At 44.8% G+C, this 21,906-nt stretch carries 12 protein-coding genes and 1 pseudogene; 10 read left to right on the forward strand and 3 right to left on the reverse strand.

The window, feature by feature from the left end:
- Nucleotides 1-193 precede the first annotated feature (193 nt).
- Nucleotides 194-1,363, forward strand: a complete 1,170-nt coding sequence (locus tag ACHBIF_RS08745; RefSeq protein WP_394719964.1) for an SIS domain-containing protein — start codon at nucleotides 194-196, stop codon at nucleotides 1,361-1,363.
- A gap of 42 nt (nucleotides 1,364-1,405) precedes the next feature.
- Here ACHBIF_RS08745 and ACHBIF_RS08750 read toward each other — a convergent pair whose 3' ends face one another.
- Entirely contained in the window at nucleotides 1,406-3,676 is a 2,271-nt protein-coding gene (locus ACHBIF_RS08750) for a Xaa-Pro dipeptidyl-peptidase (RefSeq protein ID WP_394719966.1), read from the reverse strand.
- Between the two features lie 171 nt (nucleotides 3,677-3,847).
- Between ACHBIF_RS08750 and ACHBIF_RS08755 the strand changes: the two genes are divergently transcribed.
- The 5 genes and pseudogenes from ACHBIF_RS08755 to ACHBIF_RS08775 form a co-directional block, all read left to right on the forward strand.
- Nucleotides 3,848-4,588: a CppA N-terminal domain-containing protein gene (locus ACHBIF_RS08755; protein ID WP_394719968.1), complete on the forward strand. Its 741-nt coding sequence runs from the start codon at nucleotides 3,848-3,850 to the stop codon at nucleotides 4,586-4,588.
- A complete protein-coding gene (locus ACHBIF_RS08760; RefSeq protein WP_394719970.1) occupies nucleotides 4,585-5,526 on the forward strand; it encodes a serine hydrolase domain-containing protein in 942 nt (313 codons plus the stop codon). Before ACHBIF_RS08755 ends, ACHBIF_RS08760 begins: the two co-directional genes overlap by 4 nt.
- A complete protein-coding gene (locus ACHBIF_RS08765) occupies nucleotides 5,520-6,056 on the forward strand; it encodes a DUF1697 domain-containing protein (RefSeq protein ID WP_105110630.1) in 537 nt (178 codons plus the stop codon). The genes ACHBIF_RS08760 and ACHBIF_RS08765 overlap by 7 nt, the downstream gene beginning before the upstream one ends.
- A gap of 242 nt (nucleotides 6,057-6,298) precedes the next feature.
- Nucleotides 6,299-7,519, forward strand: a complete 1,221-nt coding sequence (locus tag ACHBIF_RS08770; RefSeq protein ID WP_394719973.1) for an MFS transporter — start codon at nucleotides 6,299-6,301, stop codon at nucleotides 7,517-7,519.
- A 161-nt stretch (nucleotides 7,520-7,680) separates the two neighbouring features.
- A pseudogene (locus ACHBIF_RS08775) lies at nucleotides 7,681-8,262 on the forward strand (Fic family protein); the annotation flags it as partial.
- 160 nt (nucleotides 8,263-8,422) lie between these two features.
- Here ACHBIF_RS08775 and pflB read toward each other — a convergent pair.
- Complete coding sequence (pflB, locus tag ACHBIF_RS08780; RefSeq protein ID WP_394719975.1) at nucleotides 8,423-10,771, reverse strand: formate C-acetyltransferase; 2,349 nt, start codon at nucleotides 10,769-10,771, stop codon at nucleotides 8,423-8,425.
- Between the two features lie 271 nt (nucleotides 10,772-11,042).
- Here pflB and ACHBIF_RS08785 point away from each other — a divergent pair, with 271 nt between their 5' ends.
- From ACHBIF_RS08785 to ACHBIF_RS08800, 4 genes are all read left to right on the forward strand, one after another.
- Nucleotides 11,043-17,051 (forward strand): endo-alpha-N-acetylgalactosaminidase family protein, encoded by a 6,009-nt coding sequence (locus tag ACHBIF_RS08785; RefSeq protein ID WP_394719977.1) that lies wholly within the window; start codon nucleotides 11,043-11,045, stop codon nucleotides 17,049-17,051.
- Nucleotides 17,052-17,370: 319 nt separating this feature from the next.
- Complete coding sequence (gene dinB, locus ACHBIF_RS08790; RefSeq protein WP_172074702.1) at nucleotides 17,371-18,435, forward strand: DNA polymerase IV; 1,065 nt, start codon at nucleotides 17,371-17,373, stop codon at nucleotides 18,433-18,435.
- Nucleotides 18,436-18,539: 104 nt separating this feature from the next.
- Nucleotides 18,540-19,463 (forward strand): 1-phosphofructokinase family hexose kinase, encoded by a 924-nt coding sequence (locus tag ACHBIF_RS08795; RefSeq protein WP_394719980.1) that lies wholly within the window; start codon nucleotides 18,540-18,542, stop codon nucleotides 19,461-19,463.
- A gap of 143 nt (nucleotides 19,464-19,606) precedes the next feature.
- The gene (locus ACHBIF_RS08800; RefSeq protein ID WP_394719982.1) at nucleotides 19,607-21,031 is read left to right on the forward strand and encodes a serine hydrolase; all 1,425 of its coding nucleotides are present in this window, start codon (nucleotides 19,607-19,609) and stop codon (nucleotides 21,029-21,031) included.
- Between the two features lie 88 nt (nucleotides 21,032-21,119).
- On the opposite strand, the gene ACHBIF_RS08805 is transcribed toward ACHBIF_RS08800, so the two are convergent.
- Nucleotides 21,120-21,860, reverse strand: coding sequence for a hypothetical protein (locus tag ACHBIF_RS08805; protein WP_394719984.1), 741 nt, complete (start codon nucleotides 21,858-21,860; stop codon nucleotides 21,120-21,122).
- Nucleotides 21,861-21,906 lie beyond the last annotated feature (46 nt).

A 21,906-nucleotide genomic window follows, 5' to 3' on the forward strand; every position in this document is an offset into this window, starting at 1 on the left:
CATCAACTTACTCACATATAGTGAAACATCTAATTCTTGGCTAAGGTAAGGTGGCTAACTTCATTATAGAACTTTCGTAATAAATATAATCACCAAAATTGCATATATCAATCTATTTTAACTTGACTTTGTAGGTACTTTCTTGTATAATAAAAGAAAAACTGGTTATAACCAGATAAAACAAGGAGGACCTATGTTCCGTTTAGCAAAAGAAGAACTTGAAAAGTTGGGTGCCCATATTACAGCGGGTGAGATTTTCCAACAGCCTGGACTCTGGCGCGAGGCCTACCAGCTCTATCTCGATAAGCTTGAAGTCATAGAGCGCTTTGTGGCTGACATCAAGGAGAAACATGATTTTGTCCATGTCATTTTGACAGGGGCAGGGACATCTGACTTCGTTGGTCAGAGCATCGCCAACTACCTCAATAATGTCAATGACTTGAAACGCATTCGCTTCTCAGCCATTGGTACGGTAGAATTGGTTGGTCGTCCGCATGATTATCTTCAGGCTGATGTAGCGACTATCCTGGTATCCTTTGCCCGTTCTGGAAATTCTCCAGAGAGTGTGGCAGCGGTGGAAATTGCCAAGACACTGGTTGACACCCTTTACCAAGTAACCATTACCTGTGCACCTGAAGGGAAATTGGCTCAAGCGGCAGAGGGAGATGCAGACAATCTCTTGCTCTTGCAACCAGCCGGCTCCAACGATAAGGGCTTTGCCATGACAGGTTCTTACAGCTGTATGTCCTTGACGGCCCTGCTTGTCTTCTCGCCAGCTAGCCAAGAAGAAAAAGCTGCATGGGTCGACACCATTGCTCGCCTTGGCCAGGATGTCTTGGACCGTGAGGACTTCATCCAAGGGATTATTGATCTGGATTTTGAGCGCGTGATTTACCTGGGAGCAGGCGGTTTCTACGGGGTTGCCCACGAGGCTCAGCTGAAGATTTTGGAATTGACCGCTGGTAAGATTGCGACCATGTACGAGTCTCCGCTCGGTTTCCGTCATGGACCAAAATCCTTCATCAACGATAAGACCTTGATTTTCCAATTTGTCTCAAATGATGCTTATACACGTCAGTACGATGTGGACCTCGTGAATGAGGTGCATGGGGACGCAATAGCAGAGCGAATTGTTGCCCTTTCTGCATCGAAATTGGAAGGCACTGAGGCACCAAATTTCGTCCTAGCAGAAGGCGGAGCAGAGCTACCAGACGTCTTCTTGACCTTCCCATACGTGGTCTTTGCCCAAACGGTGTCTATCATGGCAGCCATCAAGTGCAAGAACTTGCCAGACACTCCGTCGCCAACCGGAACGGTGAATCGAGTGGTGCAAGGTGTGATTATTCATCCTTTAGAAAAATAGGCAGTAAAAAAAACGAGTTGCAGGTGCAGCTCGTTTTCTGGTTTATGCATGCGGTAAATGTAGCTTGGACTGTGCCAAGTCCACTGTGATGCGATAGTCTGTGTTGTCGCGCACGGTGATTTCAAAGTCGGTCGTATAGAGGACCAGGCGGAGTTTATCGCCTTTTTTCAGCTTGTAAATGGTTGGCTGGAGTTCCCAGGTCAGGTTCATCCACTCATCTGGTGTGACGGACTCAACGGTCATCAAGTCACAGCGATTTTGCAGGTTAAGATAGCCTTTGGTGATGACTCGTTGTGGGCTTTCTTTGAATGGCAATTCGGTCAAATTTTCCTGAGCGTGGTAGCGACCGTTGTCTAAGCTGAGGCGAGCCAGCGGTACTGGGATTGGTGCCAGGCGTTTTGCTGGTCCAAAGTCCAATAACTGGGCAGACAAGAGCCCTTTGGCTAGATTGGATTTGACACGGAGTTCTAAGCAGGCTCTACCGTTGAGCTGGACATCTTGGTCCAGTTCAATGTCCACCGTAATCTGATTGGCCTTGTCCGCAAACAAGTCTTGGTGGAAACTTGGATAGGATTTGCCGTATTTAGCAAAGGTTTCCTCATCATAGTTGTTTTGAATAGCTGCCTCAGCCTGTCCCAGACCCAAGCTGATTTGCTGGTCTCCGCCAAAGGTTTCCAGTGTGGTCCAGCTTTGCTCGCCAGTATTTTCCTGCCAAATGACGGTCGGAAGTTGGTAGGCATTGTCGTGGCCAAGGAGTTTTTGGCTGAGCAGGGCGTTCATGCTTTCACGGAAATCAATGGATTGCCAATTATTGATGTAAACGTGGGCACCATTGTGGAAAAAGAGGTGCTTGTTAATGTGGTCTGGCAGAGCGTGGAACATATTCCAGACATGAATAGGCTTGACATTCCAATCCTGTGAGCCGTGGGTAAAGACGACCTCACACTTGACTTTGTCGGCATTGAGTAAATAATTGCGGTCCTGCCAATACTGGTTGTAGTCGCCACTGGTGCGGTCCAGGGCAGCTCGTTCTGCTGCCAATCCTTTTTCGTAGGCTGCTTTATTGCGGAGGAAGTCGCCTGCTTGCAGACTCTTGGAGTAGGTCAGGGCAGTCAAGCTGTCCAGGTCCTCGCCTGGATAGCCACCAGGGCTGGTCACCAGCCCGTTTTCACGGTAGTAGTCATACCAAGAGGAGATCCCAGCTTCTGCGATGATGACTTCCAATCCGTCCACGCCAGTTGTTGCCAAGGCATTGGACATGGTACCGAGATAAGACAGTCCCGTCGTCGCTACCTTACCATTGGCCCAATCGGCCTTGACCTCTAGCGAGCGAGTATGGTCTGTATAGGCCTTAGTGCGACCGTTCAGCCAGTCAATCACCGCTTTGTAGCCCTCAACCTGCTGGTAGTCGCCAGATGTCATGTAGCCAGTCGATCCCAGCGTGCCGACACCAGACACATGGAGGCTGGCAAAACCGCGTGATAGGAAGTAGTCATTGAGTGAATAAGAGCCGATGTGTCCCAGTTTTTCAGTCGCTGGGCTCGTCGGCAAGTCACGCTGGTCTAGCTCAAGGGTCTTGTAGCTTGGTGTGCCCACCTCAATTTTGCCGGGAGTCTTTTTAGCTAGCTCCGTTTCCATTTTGTGAAGAGCCTTATCGCTTGCGACATCATTGGTTCCTTGGTGATAAGGGCTATTGGTAATGATAGCGGGAATGCCCCCCTCGTGGTGAGGACGTAAAATAGAAACCTTGACAATGTCCGTCTGCCCAGTTCCTGCTGTGTCCACAGGCGTTTCGACATAGACGACCTCGCGAATTAGATTCTTGGTCGAGAAGGTCGCAAGGGCTTTGCCATTGAAGAAATGATACGCATTATCTTCAGGAATCAAATCATCCGCTACCAGCTGGTCAATCAAGGTATTGCCTGACTTGGTGCGGGTGGCAAGCAGCTGGTAGAGGTTGTCAATGATGTCGCCAAAGACAATTGGGAAATTGGTTTTCTCGGCAAAAGCCGCAACATCAGTATAGTCAAAGTTTGGCACAAAGCCCAGCAATTGAAAGGCTACTTGGTAGAAAACTTCCGCAGTGACTTGGCGGTCCGACTGAAAGAAGGTCAAGAGGTCTGTCTCCCAGTCTGCAATCATATTGGACAGGGCAAAGTCTGTGTTGGTTGTCAGAAAATGACAGGTTCTTACGAAGATTTCCAGGATTTCTTTTATTTCTGCTTGACTATCGACCGCAAAGCCGATAGAATGGAGTTCGTTTACAATGGTTTCCCGATTTTGTGGGATGTATGAAAATTGATTAAAACGCATAGGAGCTCCTTATTTTCTGAAATTGTCTACCTTCCATTATAGCGGAAAAGGGGCAAATTTGTCTAAGAATAGTTAGAAATTCTGTAAGGAAAAATGTCGAAATCTACAGGAAATCATTTGTAAAATTAAGTAAAATTCTATATAATATCTAGGAATGATATTAGGAGGGAAATGATTGTGTTAAGGGAAAATCAACCCGTAGTACCTGTGCTGCGGGTCAATAATAGAAGTGTTAATCAAGCCTTCCTAGAAGATAATTTGGGGATGAAAACCAAGCTGGAAGACGGCCCATTTGCGGAATTTGCTGGTCATCAAGACAGCGAGATTAAGCTGGTTTTGCAGGAATCGCCAGGCAATCGCAGCCGGGCTGTTCGTGGACTGAAGAAGCTCAATAAAATCATTATCAAGGTCGAGAAGGTTAACGAAATTGAGGCTCTGTTGGCTAATGGAACGGTTTACAGCAAGCTCTACAAGGGGCATAATGGCTATGGTTTTGAGGCAGTATCACCTGAGGGAGATACTTTTTTGCTCCACAGTGAGGCAAGCATTGATGATTTAACAGCTATTCTGCCACCAGTTCCTTTTAAGGGGGATGCTGATTTCGCTGGTTTAAGTCATTTTGAGGTGGAGTCTGTTTGGATTAACAGCCCTCATCCAGTAGTTAGCCAGGATTTTTATGAGACTATCTTGCCCAACCAGGTCTTTTTGCGTTTTGTTGGGGCAGAGGGTGAAGATTTACTGACACCAGCAGAAGAGATCTGGGACTTGGACAGCCTCCGTTTTGCGGTAGAGAGTGATTATGATTGGTCTGATTTGGAGAGCAAGCTGGACGTTCCGTTTTTCAAAGACAAGAAAGCGACCTTTATCCAAACAACAGACCCAAGCGGTATTGAATTGTGGTTTGAAAAATGAGAGAAGCAATTTTAGACAAGATTTCAGAGCAGATTGCGGCAGGAGTCTATCCTGGTGCCAGTCTGGCTCTTTTTTCTAAGGGTCAGTGGCAGGAGTACTATCTGGGGACCCAGGATGGTCAGACACCAGTTGAGGCGGGTTTGACTTATGATTTGGCCTCTGTGTCAAAGGTAGTTGGTGTAGGCACTCTTGCGACTTTTTTGGTCAATAGCGGAGCTTTGGAGCTAGATAGGTCCTTGCAGTCTTACTATCCTGCTTTTCAGAATAGTCAAGTGACCATTCGGCAATTATTGACCCACACCAGCGGCATTGATCCCTTTATTCCCAATCGGGATAGTCTGGATGCCGACCAGCTCAAAGAAGCGATTTTGAAGATTAGGGTGACGGAGAAGAAGGACTTTTTCTATACTGATATCAATTTTCTCCTGCTGGGCTTTTTGCTGGAGGAACTGGGTGGAGCTAGTCTGGACCAGCTAATCAGTCAAGGCGTTCTAGAGCCCTTTGGCATGTCCCAAACCTCTTATGGACCAGTCAGTCAGGCGGTGCCGACGGTGCGTGGTATCGAGGCGGGTGTAGTGCATGATCCTAAGGCGCGTGTCTTGGGGCTCCACGCGGGGAGTGCAGGCCTGTTTTCGACGGTTAGGGATTTGGAAATCTTCTTGGAGCATTATCTGACAGCGGACTTTGCGGCAGATTTGACCCAGGACTATGGTTTTGATGACAAGCGCAAGCGGTCACTGGCCTGGGATAAAAAGGGGGACTGGTTGTCCCATACGGGCTATACAGGGACCTTTATCATGTACAATCGTCCCTTGCAAAAGGCCGCTATTTTCCTGTCTAATCGGACCTACGATAAGGACGAGCGGGCTCGGTGGAAGTTGGACCGCAATCAGGTCATGAAATTGATAAAACAGGTTTTGGAGGAGGAAGTATCGTGAGATATGTCTTGTTACTGCGGGGCATCAATGTTGGCGGACGCAATAAGGTCGTCATGGCGGAGCTCCGCCAGCAGGTAGAGGCCATGGGCTACACAGATGTTGAGACCTATATCAATTCTGGGAATTTATTTTTCTCGTCGGCCCATAGCAGAGCGGATATCGTGGCGGACTTTGACCAGTTTTTTGCGGCGAATTATCCTTTTGTTGAGGCCTTTGCTCTTCTGAGCGAAGAAGATTACGGGGCGGAGCTAGTCCAATTACCAGCTTGGTGGCAGGAAGATTATTTCCGGAAGAATGTACTCTTTTTTACAGAGAAACTTGAGTTTGACAAATTGAAAAACTATTTGGCAGACCTTGTGCTAGGAGCTGAGATTTTCCAGCTGACGGACCGGGCTATTTATTGGGTGGTGACTTCTGAGGCAGGCTACCACGGCACGGCCTATCATAAAAAATTAGCTGGTTCTCCCTTTTACAAGCAATTGACCATCCGGAATGATAAGACGTTTGAGAAGTTGGGGACTTACTTTTAGAAGTACTGCATAAATTTAGTTGACAGTTCTTCTCTTTTTTAGTAGACTGGTAAAAATTGTTAATAGCTTTAACTGTGTCCTGTGAGGCATAAAAGTGAATCAATGAGAGATGGAAAGGTATTTTTCCACATTATTTTAATGCACTTTTAAGAGCAGGGACGGTAGTTCCTGTTTTTGTTTGAGCTTTTCTCAATTTTTAATAAAGGTGGTCTGTGAGCCACCATTGAAAAGGAGAATTGTCTATGTTGGGTTTGAAACTCGATAAAAATAATCAATGTGCCTTAGCGGCGGCCATTGTGGCTTCTGGAACAGACGATTTAAATGTCATGTTCCTGTCATTTTCTATGGCTAATATCATAGCAGAGCTGGGCATTTCTGGAGCCCAGGCTGGCTGGATTGCGACCATCACCAATCTGGGTATGCTACTGGGTGGACTAGTATTCGGTGTCCTTGCTGACCGCTACAATAAATTTAAGGTTTTCAAGTGGACCATTGTCATCTTTGCAGTTGCCACGGGACTCATCTACTTTACCAATAGCCTGCCTTACCTTTACCTCATGCGTTTTATTGCCGGCATCGGGGTCGGTGGTGAGTATGGTGTCGCTATTGCTATTATGGCAGGTATTGTCCCCAAGGAAAAGATGGGACGAATTTCTTCCCTCAATGGTATCGCAGGCCAGATTGGTTCTATCAGCTCGGCTCTCTTGGCAGGCTGGTTGGCTCCAAGTTTAGGCTGGAAGGGGCTCTTCCTTTTTGGACTCTTGCCTCTCCTTCTGGTCTTATGGATGCAAGTGGCTATAAAAGATGATGCCATCTTAGACCATTCTCCAGACCAGGACAAGGAAGATACGGAAGTCGCTCATGTTAGTCAATTGTTTAAAACGCCTGCTTTGACAGTCCAGACACTGGCATTGATGGTTATGACAACGGTGCAAATCGCAGGCTACTTCGGTATGATGAATTGGTTGCCGACCATTATTCAAACCAGTCTAAATATTAGTGTCAAAGATTCTTCTTTGTGGATGGTCACTACCATTCTTGGCATGTGTATCGGTATGCTGGTTTTTGGCCATCTCCTGGATAAATTTGGTCCTCAGCCAGTTTACAGTGCCTTTCTCCTTGCCTCGGCCGTCTGTGTCTATCTCTTCCAGTTTGCCAATTCCCAAGTGACTATGATTCTGGGTGGTATGATTGTTGGTTTCTTTGTAAATGGGATGTTCGCAGGCTATGGTGCTATGATTACCCGACTTTATCCACATCACATCCGCTCTACAGCCAATAACGTTATCCTAAACGTCGGTCGGGCAGTAGGAGGCTTCTCCTCTGTCATTATCGGTATGATTCTGGATGCTTCCAGCCCAGCTACTGTCATGGTCTTTCTATCTAGTCTTTACCTAATTAGCTTTGTAGCCATGCTCTCTATTCAAAATTTGAAGAAAGAACGGTATAGCCAATTTCAGTAGATGAAGAGAATTTGGTTGCTGAATGTGATTGATTTTTAGAGTCACTATACTACCGATTTCAGTCTGATTTTGATGATCTGTCATTCTATCAAAGTTGTTATGTTATCCCTATCCTTCCGAAAATCCTCTCCCTATCCTTCCGTTTTTCGCCTATCCTTCCGACCCTCCGTGAGACAGATATGGTCTTGCGCGGTTTGACCATTGACCAGAAATATTGGAAAGATCACCTTGAGGCCCTTGGTCATAGGGAAGCTTTTGAGTATGTGCAGACCCTGGTGGCAGAGGATACTCCCTTGACGGAGCAGGTCGTGAAGGATATTCACTATCTGGTATTATCGGATAAAAAAGACGATAGGGGCGTCTATCGAAAAGTGCCGGTACGTATCATGGTAGCTGCAAATAAACCTGCCCAGCCTTTTATGGAGCAATGGCTGGCGGACTATGTTCAAAGTCAGGAAGACATCGTGACCAAGATGGCTCGTTTTCACATCGCCTTTGAAAGTATCCATCCCTTTATTGATGGGAATGGTAGGACGGGTCGGCTTTTGGTTAACCTGGAGCTGATGAAGGCTGGCTACTCTCCGATTGATATAAAATTCTCAGATCGATTAGCTTACTACATGGCCTTTGATGACTTTCATGCCAAAGGAAGTTTGTCAGCAATGGAAGATTTGTTTGCCCCTTATTTGAATGAGAGATTAGATATGTATTTATCCATCCTATCTCTCGATCATGTGGAATAGGTACTATAAAGAATAAGCAGCACCTATGGCTCGGTAGTATCTTCTTAATGAGGCGGTGACGGAAACGAATAATTATCAAGGGAGTCCGTTGTTTCTTCAGAAGAAAATTCTTATACAGCAAAAAGGACCTGCATTGCAAGTCCTTTTCAGTTTGTTTTGATTAAGCATTCGCACCTGAAACTTCAGCTGCGTGGTCGTCCATTGAGAGAACTTCGTGGAAGACACGTTGGGTCAATTCCATTTTTTGCTCTTTAGTGAGGTATTTAGTGTTTACGCAGTATCCAGAGATACGAACGATAACGTCCTCACCAGCCATGATTTTCTCATAAACGTCGTTCAAGTCCATAACGTTCAAGTTAACGTGCTGACCCCCTTGTTCGAAGTAACCGTCAAGAATTGTCACCAAGTTTGTTACTTGCTCATCGAAGGTCTTACCAAGCGCTTTTGGAGAAACCTGAGTTGTCAATGAGATACCGTCGTTGGCATGGTTGAAGTCCAATTTAGAAAGGGTGTTCAAGTTTTGCAACCAACCACCACGAGCTTTAGAAGTTGGGTTGGCACCTGGTGGGAAGAATTCTACTTTAGAAGTGTTGACTGAGCCATCTTCGTTGAGGAATACCCCACGGTGAACTGGTGAGTTACCAGTTTGTTTAGAGTAGGCAACGTTTGAAGTGATAGTCAAGATAGACACGGCAGCTTCTGCATTCTTATAGAGTTTCTTGCTTGCAAGACGAGTATAGAATGCTTCCATGAGCCATTTGGCAATATCATCTACACGGTCATCATCCTCACCGTAGCGTGGGAAGTCACCGATTACTTCATAGTCATAGATAAAGCCATCTTCGTCACGGATTGGTTTAACCTGCGCGTGCTTGATAGCTGACAAGGAGTCGACTGTATTAGCAAATCCACAGATACCGAAGCCCATGTTTGCACGAAGGTGAGTTGGCAAGAAGGCCATTTGAACTGCTTCGTAGTTGTACTTGTCGGTCATGAAGTGGATGATGTTCATGGCATCCACATAGGTATCTGTCAACCAGTCAAGGGCAGTTTCAAAGTCTTTAATGACACGGTCGTAGGTGAAGATTTCTTCTTGGTTTGGCTCAACACCGTCAAATACCTTGTATTCTTTGTGGACATCATCGTAACCAGCGTTCCAGCTTGAAAGGAGACCTTTTAAAACGTTGACACGAGCGCCGAAGTACTGGATGTTGTGGCGTTTGTCTTCGCTTTCTGGGTCAAGTGGTGACACACAGCAAGAGATACAAGACATTTCGCCGTAGCCGTCTTTGGCCATGGTTGTCACACCTTCGTATTGGATAGAAGAATGCTTGTGGCTCATAGCCATACAGTAGCGACGGAAGGCATACGGCAATTTGTCAGACCAGAGAACGGTCAAGTTTGGTTCTGGCGAGTTGCCGATATTGTCAAGCGTGTTGAGGAAACGGTAGTCCATCTTGGTAACACGGTGGCGACCGTCATTACCCATACCTGCCATAGAAGTGGTCAAGAAGGTAGGGTCACCAGAGTAGATTTCGTCGAATGATTTTGTACGAGCAAATTTAACGGTACGAAGTTTCAATACGAAATCGTCAACAAATTCTTGGATCTCTGATTCTGTAAATGTTCCGCGAGCCAAGTCACGTTCTGCATAGATATCAAGAACGATTGGTACACGACCGAGGGAAGTTGCAGCACCGTTGATGACACGGCATACTGCCATGAAGGCGATGTTGGTCCACTGGATAGCTTCCTTGGTGTTCATGGCTGGTTTTCGGACGTCAACGCCGTAGTGGTCACCCAAGCGAACAACTTGTTGGAGAGCTTGATACTGCATGTTGACTTCTTCGCGGAGACGGATGGATTCTTCATCAATCTCAGTGATAGCATTCCAGTCGGCTACTTTTTCTTCCATGAGATAGTCAGCCCCGTAAAGTGCCAAACGTGCGTACATACCGATGATACGACCACGAGAATAAGCATCTGGCAGACCAGAAACGTGGTGTGAGTGGCGGGCGCGGCGGATGTTAGCTGTGTAGGCACGGAAGATACCGTCATTTACAGTGGTTGCGTGTTTGGTGTAAATTTCATGCAAGAGTGGATCTGGAGTGTAGCCGTTTTCGATGAGAGTAGTCTCAGCCATACGGATACCGCCTTTTGGCATGAAGTTAAGCTTGAAGAGTTCATCATTTTGGATACCAAAGATGAGCTCATTTTCTTTATCGATGAAGCCAGGGCCAATATCAGCAATAGAAGTTGCACGGTCGATATCCATAGGGAAACGAGTGTCTTCGTAGCCTGCTTTTGTCTCCTCGATAATTTTTTTAATATGCAGTGAACGCTCAGTTGGGCCTGCAAGGAAGCTTTCATCACCATCATATGGCGTGTAGTTGGCTTGTACGAAACGAGTTACACTAGCCTTATCTTGCCAGTCGGTACCTTTGAAGCCTTCCCAGGCTTGGGCGAAAATGTCTTCAGTAACGTTTTTAGTTTTTACTTTTGTTGACATGAGGGTTCTCCTTTAGGATAGTTTTGTTTTTCACATATTTTAGTATATCATATGTAAGCACTTTCTGCAAGGTCAAAACACTTGAAAACACTTGAAAAATGTGGTAAGTGGTTTCAAAAAAATGTGAAAAAATTATTAAACTTTCATAGAAAAAGATTTTTGTCAAAAAAAACAAAACAAAAACATGTTAACATATTGACATCGTGTAAGCGTTTTTGTAAAATAAAGCTGTATAAACCAATTTTCTCAACATATCATAAGGAGGTAAACAATGAGAAATTATTCGAAAGATTTGTTTTCTAAGAAAAATCACTACTCAATTAGAAAACTAACCGTTGGTGCAGCATCGGTCATTGTTGGAATGAGCCTGTTTTCTGGTGTTCAAATCAAGGCTGATGAAATAACTGTAGCAGAAGGTGCTACCAGAGAAGCTGTTCTGGCCCCTACGGAGGAAGCTGCGGCTGAAGAGGAGGTCGAAGAGAGAGCTGCGACAGAAACTGCAGAGGCAGCAGTAACTCCAGAACTCAACCTTGCGCCAGCAACAAACACAACGGAAGAAGTTGCAGCGGAGTGGACAGCTAGCTCCAACCCAGCAGGTACTGTTGAAGTTCGTGAAGAAGATGGTGTTCGTTACAACCGTTTGTCTTCTGTTAGTGGCCAAGATAACGGTGCTTCAACAGGTACATTTACTAGCCCTGATTTGAAAATGAATGCAGATGGTAGCGCGGCTATTTCTCTAGATCTTATTGAACGTTCAGATGCTGAAAAAGGTCGCTTCGGTGTCTATTTGAACCATACTGATGCTTCTAAACATATTTTAGTTGGCTATGATAATTTGGGATGGTTCTGGGAGTACAAGTCTCCTGCGGCAGCTAATGGCGGAACCTGGTATAGTGGAACTCGTGTCAATGAACCAGCAAAAGATACTGCTTATCGTCTCAATGTCAACTTGACAACAGGAGGACAATTGTCTGCTTCGATCGTGTCTGCAGAGAATCAAGAAACAGCACTTTTCAATGCCATTCAAATTCCGGCAGAAGTATTGGCAGATCTTCGGACTAGCAATGCAGCCAAACTCAAAGTAACAAGCTATGGTGCAGATCGGACCATCGTAGATGTTAAGGCAACTAACCAGACTGGTCTCAATAGCGATGAAGCAAATACTGATGAACAACCGGTTGAAGAAACCCCAACACCAGCTGATATCCAGCCAGAGTGGACATCTACCTCTGCCATCAAAGGAACTGTAGCCATCAAGGAAGAAGGTGGAGTTCGTTACAATGCACTTTCTTCAACGGCACAAAACAATAATGGAGATAGCATTGCCATCTTTGAAAAAGCTGGATTGGAAGCAAGCCCAGAAGGCAATGTCAATGTAAATTTGGAATTTGTAGAGCGTTCCGAAGACAACCAAGGCCGTTTTGGAGTCTTTGTCAAATACAAAGATGTTAACAACTTCCTCTTTGTTGGATATGATAATTTAGGATGGTTCTGGGAGTACAAGGTTAACGGTACAGGAAACTGGCTACGTGAACGGACAGTCACTACATCTCCTGTAAAAGATAGTAAAAATACTCTATCGATTTCATACAAATCAGATGGGCAGTTGAATGCTACTAACAATGATGTACAGTTGTTTGATACACTAAACTTGGAAACAGCTGTGAAAGAAGCCTTGTCAGCTGAAAAACGAGTTGCTTTGAAATTAGGTACATTTGGTCAGCAATTAACCAAGGTTGATATAAAAGCAGATGACCAAACTGGTGTGACCCCTGCAGATGAAAAAGAAGAAACCCCAACACCAGCTTTTGTTGTCAATGATGCGGCAGTTGCCTATGATGAACTCAATTCAGGTGAATTGACTGCCAAGATTGACCAGGCCTTCCCACGTGTTAGAGAATATACTTTCAACGGGAACAAGGTATTTGGACAGGTTCATTCCCTCAATTCACTACGCATCAACAATGTGAAAGTGACGCCAACCGTTACCTATAACAAAGTTGACGACAAGACCGCTCACTATGTTTTGGATGTTGTGGATGAAGCTAACAAAATCAACGCTTCTATCAAGGTTCAAATCAAGGTAGAAGGTAAAGAACTTCACTTTGATGTTTTGGAAGTTAATAACCGCAACCAAGTGACCTATGGAGCAGAGATTGATGATGTTGCCAAGTTGATCCAAACCATTGCTTTTGATGAAAATAATTTGGTTTCAGTCGCTAGCCATCAAACCGATGCAAAATTTGATGGAAGCCGCATGTCGACCCACACCCATCGTACAGGTGATGAGCATATTCAATTGCAAGATGGTGTGAATTACCAACGTCAAGGATACATGTACGGCTTTGTTTCAACAGATCAATTTGCGGCAGCAGTTTGGAGTAATTCACAAAATAGCTATGGTGGTGGTGCAAGTGACTTTACACGCTTGACAACAAATAGCCACCGATATACTGTTGATGGTGAAACTGGTGTTCATCTAGGAATTGCTTCCTCTCCATGGAGATGGGAGGGAGCCCACAACGGTGTCGTTTATCCAGAATATACTCTCGAATTGCCAAGTGCAAAAGTAGTTTTTGCAGCTGATGTAAACAATGATAATAAGGTAGACTGGCAAGATGGGGCTATAGCTTACCGTGACATCATGAACAATCCAAAAGGGCATGAATATGTACCGGAACTGGTAGCTTACCGTATTGCTATGAACTTTGGATCACAGGCTCAAAACCCATTCTTGATGACCTTGGATGGTATTAAGAAAATTGCCCTTCATACAGATGGCTTGGGACAAAGTATCCTCTTGAAAGGTTATGGTAGTGAAGGTCATGACTCTGGACACTTGAATTATGCAGATATTGGTAAACGTATCGGTGGCACAGAAGACTTCAAGACCTTGATTGAAAAATCACAACCATATGGTGCAAAACTAGGTATTCACGTCAATGCATCTGAAACCTATCCAGAATCCCAATACTTCTCTGAAGAGATTCTTCGTCGTCAGGCAAATGGGGACTACGCCTATGGTTGGAACTGGATTGATCAAGGTATCAACATCAGTGGTCATTATGATTTGGCCCACAACCGTTTGAAACGTTGGGAAGATTTGAAGAAAGAACTGGGTGACGGATTAGACTTTATCTATGTCGATGTGTGGGGTAATGGTCAGTCTGGTGGCGAAAATGCTTGGGAAACTCATGTTCTTGCCAAAGAAATCAATATGCAAGGTTGGAGAAATGCCTTTGAATGGGGTTATGCAGGTGAGTATGACTCGACCTTCCAGCACTGGGCAGCAGATTTGACCTATGGTGGCTTTACTCTGAAAGGTATCAACTCTAATATCGCCCGCTTCATTCGTAACCACCAAAAAGATTCATGGGTTGGTGATTATCCTGCATATGGTGGTGCTGCAAACTATCCACTACTTGGCGGCTACGATATGAAAGATTTCGAAGGATGGCAAGGACGTAGTGACTATAATGGTTACATTACCAACTTGTTTGCCAACAACCTGATGACCAAGTATATCCAACACTTCCAAGTAACCAACTGGAAGAATGGTGACCCTGTTCGTATGACGGACAACGGTGAAACCTATACTTGGACGCCAGAGATGGAAATCACTTTGAAAGACAAGTCTGACAATACCTTGGTCTTGACCCGTAAGTCAAATGATGTTAACAATGCTGGCTACCGTCAACGGACAGTAACCTTGAATGGTCGTACGATTCAAGATGGAGCAGCTTACTTGGCGCCTTGGAACTGGGATGCGAATGGTAATGACCTGACTAGTGACAAACACAAAATGTACTACTTCAACGAAGAAGCAGGTGCCACAACTTGGACCCTTCCTTCAGATTGGACTGGTAATAAGGTTTATCTCTACAAACTTACTGAGCTAGGTAAGACAGATGTTCAAGAATTGGCAGTAACCAATGGTCAAATTACCATTCAAGCAGATGCAAATGTGCCGTATGTCCTCTATAAATCTCCACAGACAAATCCAGAGATGTCCTGGAGTGACGGCATGCATATCTATGACCAAGGCTTTAACTCTGGTAAGCTAGACCATTGGACAATTGATGGTGATACTAGCAAGGCTACTTTGGTCAAATCCCAAGGTGCCAACGATATGCTCCGTATCCAAGGCAATACATCCAAAGTTAGTCTCAGTCAAAAATTGACTGGTCTGAAACCAAATACCAGCTATGCAGCTTATGTAGGGGTAGACAACCGTAGTACTGCAAAAGCTAGCATTACGGTCAATACAGGTAGTTCAGAAGTTACAAACTATACAAATGAGTCTATTGCTCTGAACTATGTAAAAGCCTATGCTCATAATACATTGCCACAAAACGCAACGGTTGAGGATACAAGTTACTTCCAAAACATGTATGTATTCTTCACAACTGGAGACAATGTGGATAATGTACGTTTGACCCTATCTCGCGATGCAGATGATGCAGCAACCTATTTCGATGAAATTCGTGTCTTTGAAAATGACTCAACGATGTTTGCAGGAGGTCACAATACAACTGCTGGTACCTTCAAGCAAAACTTTGAGAGTGTTCCACAAGGTATTTTCCCATTTGTTATCGGTGGTATTGAAGGAGTTGAGGACAACCGTACCCACCTTGCAGAAAAACATGCTCCATACACTCAACGTGGCTGGAATGGTAAGAAGGTGGACGATGTCATTGAAGGCACTTGGTCACTCAAGACAAATGGTCTGACAGCTCGCAATAGCATTGTTTACCAAACTATTCCACAAAACTTCCGCTTTGAAGCTGGCAAGGCCTATCGTGTAAGCTTTGATTATGAAGCTGGTTCCAATGGAACTTATGCCTTTGCTATCGGTGAAGGACGTTATAACAATGATGCCGGTAGCCTAACGCTGAATCCATTGAACAATTCATGGGAAGATAGTGATAAGGCTAAGAAAGCAAGTTTCTTAGTTACAGGTGCAGAGTCTGGCAATACTTGGGTTGGTATCTTCTCAACTCGCCGTGGTGGTGATACTAAGGGAGATACTGGTGGAAATGCCAACTTCCGAGGCTACAATGACTTTATGCTAGATAATCTGGTGATCGAAGAAGTTACCTTGACTGGTCACTTGTTGACAACAGATTACTATAACTTAAATACCCCAGTCTTGAATGAAAACTATACTCAAGCAAGTTTGGCACCGTACAAAGAAGCTTTGTTAGCAGTGTCTGCAGCTCCTGAGGATATTAGTATCGAAGACGCTCGTACCTTGATTGCTACTGCCAATACAGCCCGTCAAAATCTTCAAGTGAAGAAAACAGCAATCACAAATGAAGATATTGGCTTGGCTCAGGCTAACGCTCAAGAAGGTGAAGAACTAGCTAAAGCCTTTGACGGCAATCCGTCTACTATCTGGCACACACCATGGAATGGCCGTCATATTAATGAGCCAGCGACAGTTAACCTTCGTAGACCAGTAGACATTCAACGTTTTGAATATGTGCCGAGACAATCAGGCCACAACGGTATCTTGAAAGCATTGACATTGGTAATTACTGATGATCAAAACGTGGAACATACCTTTACTGGTGCGGATTGGCCAGCAACAAGTGCTACTAAGACAATTGATTTCGGTAAGACAATTAAGGCTAAGAAGATTGTGATTACAGGTACTGCCTCATACGGTGATACTGCAGATCAATTTATGTCTGCTGCTGAATTCCGTTTCTTGACACCTGTTCAGGAAGAAGCCACCCTTGATAAGTCAGCATATGAAGCAGCACTTACTGCAGCACGTTCAGCAGGTAAGACAGCTCTTGTCAAAGAAGTGGAAGACTTTATGGCTTCTGTCGAAGCTGCAAATCTTTTGACAGCAAATATCTTAGATGCTATAGTTGCTCGCTTGAATGCTACCGAAACGCCTGCAAATCCAGGCACAGTTGATGAGCCAGTCAAACAAGATGAGGACATCGTCACTGCAAAAGGAGAAAGTACCAAAGCAGATCCTCTTCCGTTAGGGGAATTGCCACCGCTTGTGATTGCAAAAGGTGATAGTGTTAAAGCAGAACCGTTACCTGCTTTCGATGGAGGCTTAGTTCCTAACTATGCTCCTACAGTAGCTGCTCTTCCAAGTATTGATCCTGCAAGCTTGGCGAAAGAAGCTGCTAGTCCAAAACCAGCAAAAGCTACTTCAGCTACTTTACCGCAAACAGGTGAAACAACTGAACAAGGCTTGCTCCTAGCAGCTGGTTTAGTAGGTCTAATGGCTATGGCGGCTCGAAGAAGACGATTTGAGTAGTCATTTCAGAAAAAAATAATTAACTTGTTCTCCAAATACATTAGAGGTAGGTATTGGACCTGCCTCTTTTGTATTGTTTATCGAAGCTTTTCGCAAACTTATAGCAAAATGGAATTAGAGACAGGACACGTCTAAGTTTATACATTTGAAAATTCTACTATCTAAAAATGCGAAGTAGTGGTGCTCTATCTGCATATGCGTCGCCTAGTCTGATTTTGAATTTCATTGAGTACTAATTGCCTGTCAATGTTCGCTTTATGAAAAAATTTGTTAGATAGGCTATAATATGTCTAGTAGGAAGGAGCAGAAAGGAGTGTTCATGTTAATTTTTCCTCTAATCAATGATTTATCTAGAAAAATTATTCATGTAGACATGGATGCTTTTTTTGCTGCCATTGAGGTAAGGGACAATCCTGAATTGAAAGGAAAGCCTGTTATTATTGGAGCGGACCCTAGGTTGTCTGGCGGTCGGGGGGTGGTGTCCACCTGTAGTTATGAGGCGCGTGCCTTTGGAATTCATTCGGCCATGTCTTCCAAAGAAGCCTATGAACGCTGTCCCCAGGCGGTTTTCATTTCAGGGAACTATGATAAATACCAGGAAGTTGGTCTCCAGGTCCGCGAAATTTTCCACCGCTATACGGATTTAGTCGAGCCCATGTCCATCGATGAGGCCTATCTGGATGTGACAGAAAATAAGCTGGGCATCACTTCGGCTATCAAGATTGCCAAACTCATCCAGTACGATATCTGGAAGGAGCTACACCTGACGGCATCAGCTGGCGTCTCCTATAATAAATTTATGGCTAAAATCGCCTCGGACATGGAAAAGCCGCATGGACTGACCCTGATTAAGCCGGAGGATGCGGTGCCGGTTTTGGCCAGTCTCCCTGTCGAGAAACTTCACGGAGTTGGTAAGAAGACCGTCGAAAAATTGCATCAGATGGGAGTCTATACTGGGGCAGATTTGTTAGATGTATCGGAGATGACTTTGATTGACACTTTCGGTCGTTTTGGTTTTGATCTCTACCGCAAGGCCAGGGGTATTTCCAATTCACCCGTAAAAACCAATCGCATCCGCAAGTCTATCGGTAAGGAGCGGACCTACCGCAAGTTGCTCTATCGCGAAGAGGATGCTCTGCAAGAGTTGGGCAAGCTCTGTCAGAAGGTGGCGGTTAGTCTGACCAAGCACCAGAAAAAAGGACGGACCATTGTCCTCAAAATCCGCTACGGAGATTTTTCGACCCTGACCAAGCGCCATAGTTTTTCGGAGGCGACTGACCAAGCCGATAGGATTGAGAAGGAAGTCCGCCAAATCTTTGAAGAAGTCGGCCAGCCAGAAAAGGGCATTCGTTTGCTGGGTGTGACCGTTACCAATTTCAAATAGGGAAATCAGAAAATTTCTGGTTTCTTTTTATTATTTTTTTCAACCATATATCAACATATCTGTTATAATAATCATAGAACATCACATCAAAAAAGGAGATTGCTATGATTCATCTTGTCTGTCCCAACCCTGCTCTTGACCGAACCCTCTTGGTTGAGGCTATTGAGAAAAATATTCCCCTACGTCCCTTTGAAGTCCGGGATTATCCAGGTGGCAAGAGTTTCAATGTGGCCTATGCCCTCAAGGAAAACGGCCAGACGGACTATGTTATCCATACTATTTTAGGTGGAGCGATTGGTCGCTACATCGAGGAACTCAATGCTGACAAGGGCAATGCCCTCAAGGTGGTTCAGTCTGGGCAAAACACCCGCACCTGTAATATCTACGTTGAAACATCGACAGGGGATGTGGTTCTCTTCTATGAAAAAGGCCTGGAATTGACTGCAGAACTCCTGGATCAATTTACTAAGCAAATCGAGGAAAGCCTGCAACCAGGTGATACCTTGGTCTTTTCAGGCAGTCTGATGAAGGGGATGCCGGATGATTATATCCAGCAGTTTATTGAAAAATTCCCTGCGGTCCGCACCATTGTGGATACCAGTGGTGCAGCCCTTCGTGCCGCTTACGAGGCTCGTCCAGCCCTGATTAAAATTAACAATGAGGAGCTCAAGGACATCTATCCAGAGTTGGATGAACATGACCCAGAAGATGTACTGCGCATCCTCAAAGAAGTGACTCCTCACGAAAATCTTATCGTGACCCTAGGCAGCAAGGGAAGTCTGGCCAAAATCGGTCAACGCTTTTTCCGTATCCAATCCCCTAAGAAAGAGGCTAAAAATCCAATTGCAGCTGGAGATTTCTATCTGGGTCTCCTTGTCAAGGGGATCAGCCAAAACCAAGAGCCAGAAATCTTCCTCAAGGAGGCTGCTGCCTATGCAACTGCCAACTGCCTCAATTATTTCCCCGAAGTTGCGCCAGAGCAATTCGCAGAAATCTTAGCAGAAGTTCGATTTGAAGAATTAATCTAGTCATTCCTTATCGCATCCTCGGAAACGGGGATGCTTTGCTTTATGTTAAAAATTTTCAGAAAAAAATAAAATTTCTTATATCAGCTCTTTTCCAATGATAAATGCTTGTTTTGACCAAGTAAATCAGCTATACTGGTAGAGTTATGACAAGAGAGAATGAGCAAAGAAAATCTCGGCGACAGGTTTGGACCAAGTCTGCCAAGCGAAAATATCCCCGAAGAGTTCCATCTAAGAGAAATCGTGGTCAGATTCATCAGCGTTTTCCAAGAACGATTGCGCTAGATCAGTCTAGAGAGAAGCAGATTGTACCAGGAAGACTTGCAGAAAAGCGTCTTCTTCCAAACACAGACAGGATTAAGGGAGTTGTCAAACCGACTGTGGATAAATTTCTTTCATTTTGGAAATTGCCAAAAAGAAGAAAAAAACGTGGGTCGCGGCATGGTAAAAAGCAGGTTTGGACAGACTATATTCCTATCGCTCTAGGTTTACTAGTCCTCCTTACGCTTGGTATGGTTGCCCTTTTCAATCTGGATTCGACCAAGAAAGGGATAGGCAAAGCCGATTCTTCCAACCAAGCAGCGGCGAGTGGATCGAAGGAAACAGAAACCAAAAAAGAAGTGGTCAAGCCTGTTCATAAGTCTCAGGAGGCCAAAGACTTGGTCATGCAGGAAGATTTGGCTTACATGAACAGTCTCTATCTCTATTATGATTATCCTAATCTGAGTTTAGAAGATACGGTCAAGGCCTATCTCTTGGAGCAGGGATTGGACCCATCACAGGTGGCCTTTACCTATAAGAATCTCAAAACCAATGAAGTCTTCTCCATGAACGATACCCAGCCTATGACCGCTGGCTCCACCTATAAGTTACCCCTCAATATGTTGGTGGTAGATGCGGTGGAAAAAGGTGAAGTTTCAGCGACAGAGGCTTACGATATTACCGGCACAACTTATGAATACAAGCCTGAGCATGACGCCTATGTTGCCAATTATAATGGGATGATGACGATCGCAGATATGCAATACGGCTCCATTGTAGTGTCTGAAAATACTCCAGCCTATGCCTTAGCGGAGCGCATCGGTGGTATGGACAAGGCCTACACCATGTTTGGCCGCTATGGTAAATCGAAAAATCCTGACGTGCCAACTATTTCTGCTAATGGCAATCAGACGACAACGAGCTATTATTCGCAGGTCTTGGATTACCTTTATCAGCGTCAGGACAAATACGCAGACCTGATGAAGTACCTAGATGATGCCTTTCCGGGAACTTGGTTTGAAGAGTATGTTCACGGGGTGACCATCTACCAAAAACCCGGCTATGTCCGTGAAGCCCTCAATCTGGATGCCATTGTCATGGAGGAAACACCTTACAGCATTGCCCTTTATACAGCTCATTTTGGTGGCGCATCTGAGGACGATACCGAAATCGATCCTATGGGTTACAATCAAGTGGTCGCCCTCGCCTACGTCATCAATGAGTGGCACAGGGTCAATATGAATCCGGCCAAAGAAGTCCCGGCGCCAGAGGCAACAGAAACTTCCGAAGAAGCAAGCAATGGAAACTAGGTGACAGCCTAGTTTTTTTGTACTCAGATTGGTCATCGAAAAAAAATGAAAAAGCCCGACAGGTCTAGTCGAGCTTAGTTGGTAGGACTTATTGTTCCTTATTCAGGGTTGCCATTATTTGAGCAGGTGCAGTTAAATCAATAGTTGTTGGAAATGCTGGATTGGTTGAAACACCTTGCATAATAACCTTGTATTGTCCATTTTCTAGAATGAAGCCTGGCAAGAGTTGACCTCCAGCATCACCAATGCCTGTTACACCAGGAAGTAAAGCTACTCCGTCTCCTGTCGACTTGCGAACCAGGTAATGGTTTGGTTTAGGTGAAATCAAGTCTGTAATGACAGCAGTCCGGTGTTGGACATTCCAGTCGGTTACTTCCTCATCTTCGCTTTGACGGAAGTCCTGAGTAACAGTGAAAGTCCCATCAGCTGCGACGGTTACCTCGACCATACGTGCTTGTGGACTAGTGCCTGTCCAAGTACCGACAAGTTCTGTCGGAAGAGCTACTGATGGCAAGGCCAATAGCTGGTCTCCTGTCATAGTTGTTGAGCTAGGCTGGCTTGCAATTTCTTCTTGTTTGGTCTGGTTTGAAGATGAGCTACTTTCTGCTTGAGACGAAGTAGTTGTTGTAGCACTAGATTCGGTTGCTTGGCTAGAGCTTGTATCAGTTTCTTTCTTAGTAGAATTGTCTGTAGCTTTTTTACTAGAGCTGGTTTGTTCTGTTTTCTCACTGGTCTTAGTGGATGTAGCCGGGGTAGTTTCTTTTCCACAGGCTGTTAATAAAATAGCTGCAGATAAGAGTATAATACCGTTTGTTATTTTCTTTTTCATATAAAAATCCTCCTGTTTGATTTTAGTATAGCAAAATAGAAGGATA

This window comes from Streptococcus sp. A11, from assembly GCF_043674225.1.
GTDB classification, from domain to species: domain Bacteria; phylum Bacillota; class Bacilli; order Lactobacillales; family Streptococcaceae; genus Streptococcus; species Streptococcus suis_V.

Bases quoted from the DNA above. Each gene is read 5' to 3' on its own strand.
- ACHBIF_RS08755 (WP_394719968.1), top strand. From the start codon at position 3,848: ATGATTGTGTTAAGGGAAAATCAACCCGTAGTACCTGTGCTGCGGGTC.
- ACHBIF_RS08805 (WP_394719984.1), bottom strand. From the start codon at position 21,860: ATGAAAAAGAAAATAACAAACGGTATTATACTCTTATCTGCAGCTATT.
- ACHBIF_RS08750 (WP_394719966.1), bottom strand. From the start codon at position 3,676: ATGCGTTTTAATCAATTTTCATACATCCCACAAAATCGGGAAACCATT.
- dinB (WP_172074702.1), top strand. From the start codon at position 17,371: ATGTTAATTTTTCCTCTAATCAATGATTTATCTAGAAAAATTATTCAT.
- ACHBIF_RS08800 (WP_394719982.1), top strand. From the start codon at position 19,607: ATGACAAGAGAGAATGAGCAAAGAAAATCTCGGCGACAGGTTTGGACC.
- ACHBIF_RS08745 (WP_394719964.1), top strand. From the start codon at position 194: ATGTTCCGTTTAGCAAAAGAAGAACTTGAAAAGTTGGGTGCCCATATT.
- pflB (WP_394719975.1), bottom strand. From the start codon at position 10,771: ATGTCAACAAAAGTAAAAACTAAAAACGTTACTGAAGACATTTTCGCC.
- ACHBIF_RS08785 (WP_394719977.1), top strand. From the start codon at position 11,043: ATGAGAAATTATTCGAAAGATTTGTTTTCTAAGAAAAATCACTACTCA.
- ACHBIF_RS08770 (WP_394719973.1), top strand. From the start codon at position 6,299: ATGTTGGGTTTGAAACTCGATAAAAATAATCAATGTGCCTTAGCGGCG.
- ACHBIF_RS08760 (WP_394719970.1), top strand. From the start codon at position 4,585: ATGAGAGAAGCAATTTTAGACAAGATTTCAGAGCAGATTGCGGCAGGA.
- ACHBIF_RS08795 (WP_394719980.1), top strand. From the start codon at position 18,540: ATGATTCATCTTGTCTGTCCCAACCCTGCTCTTGACCGAACCCTCTTG.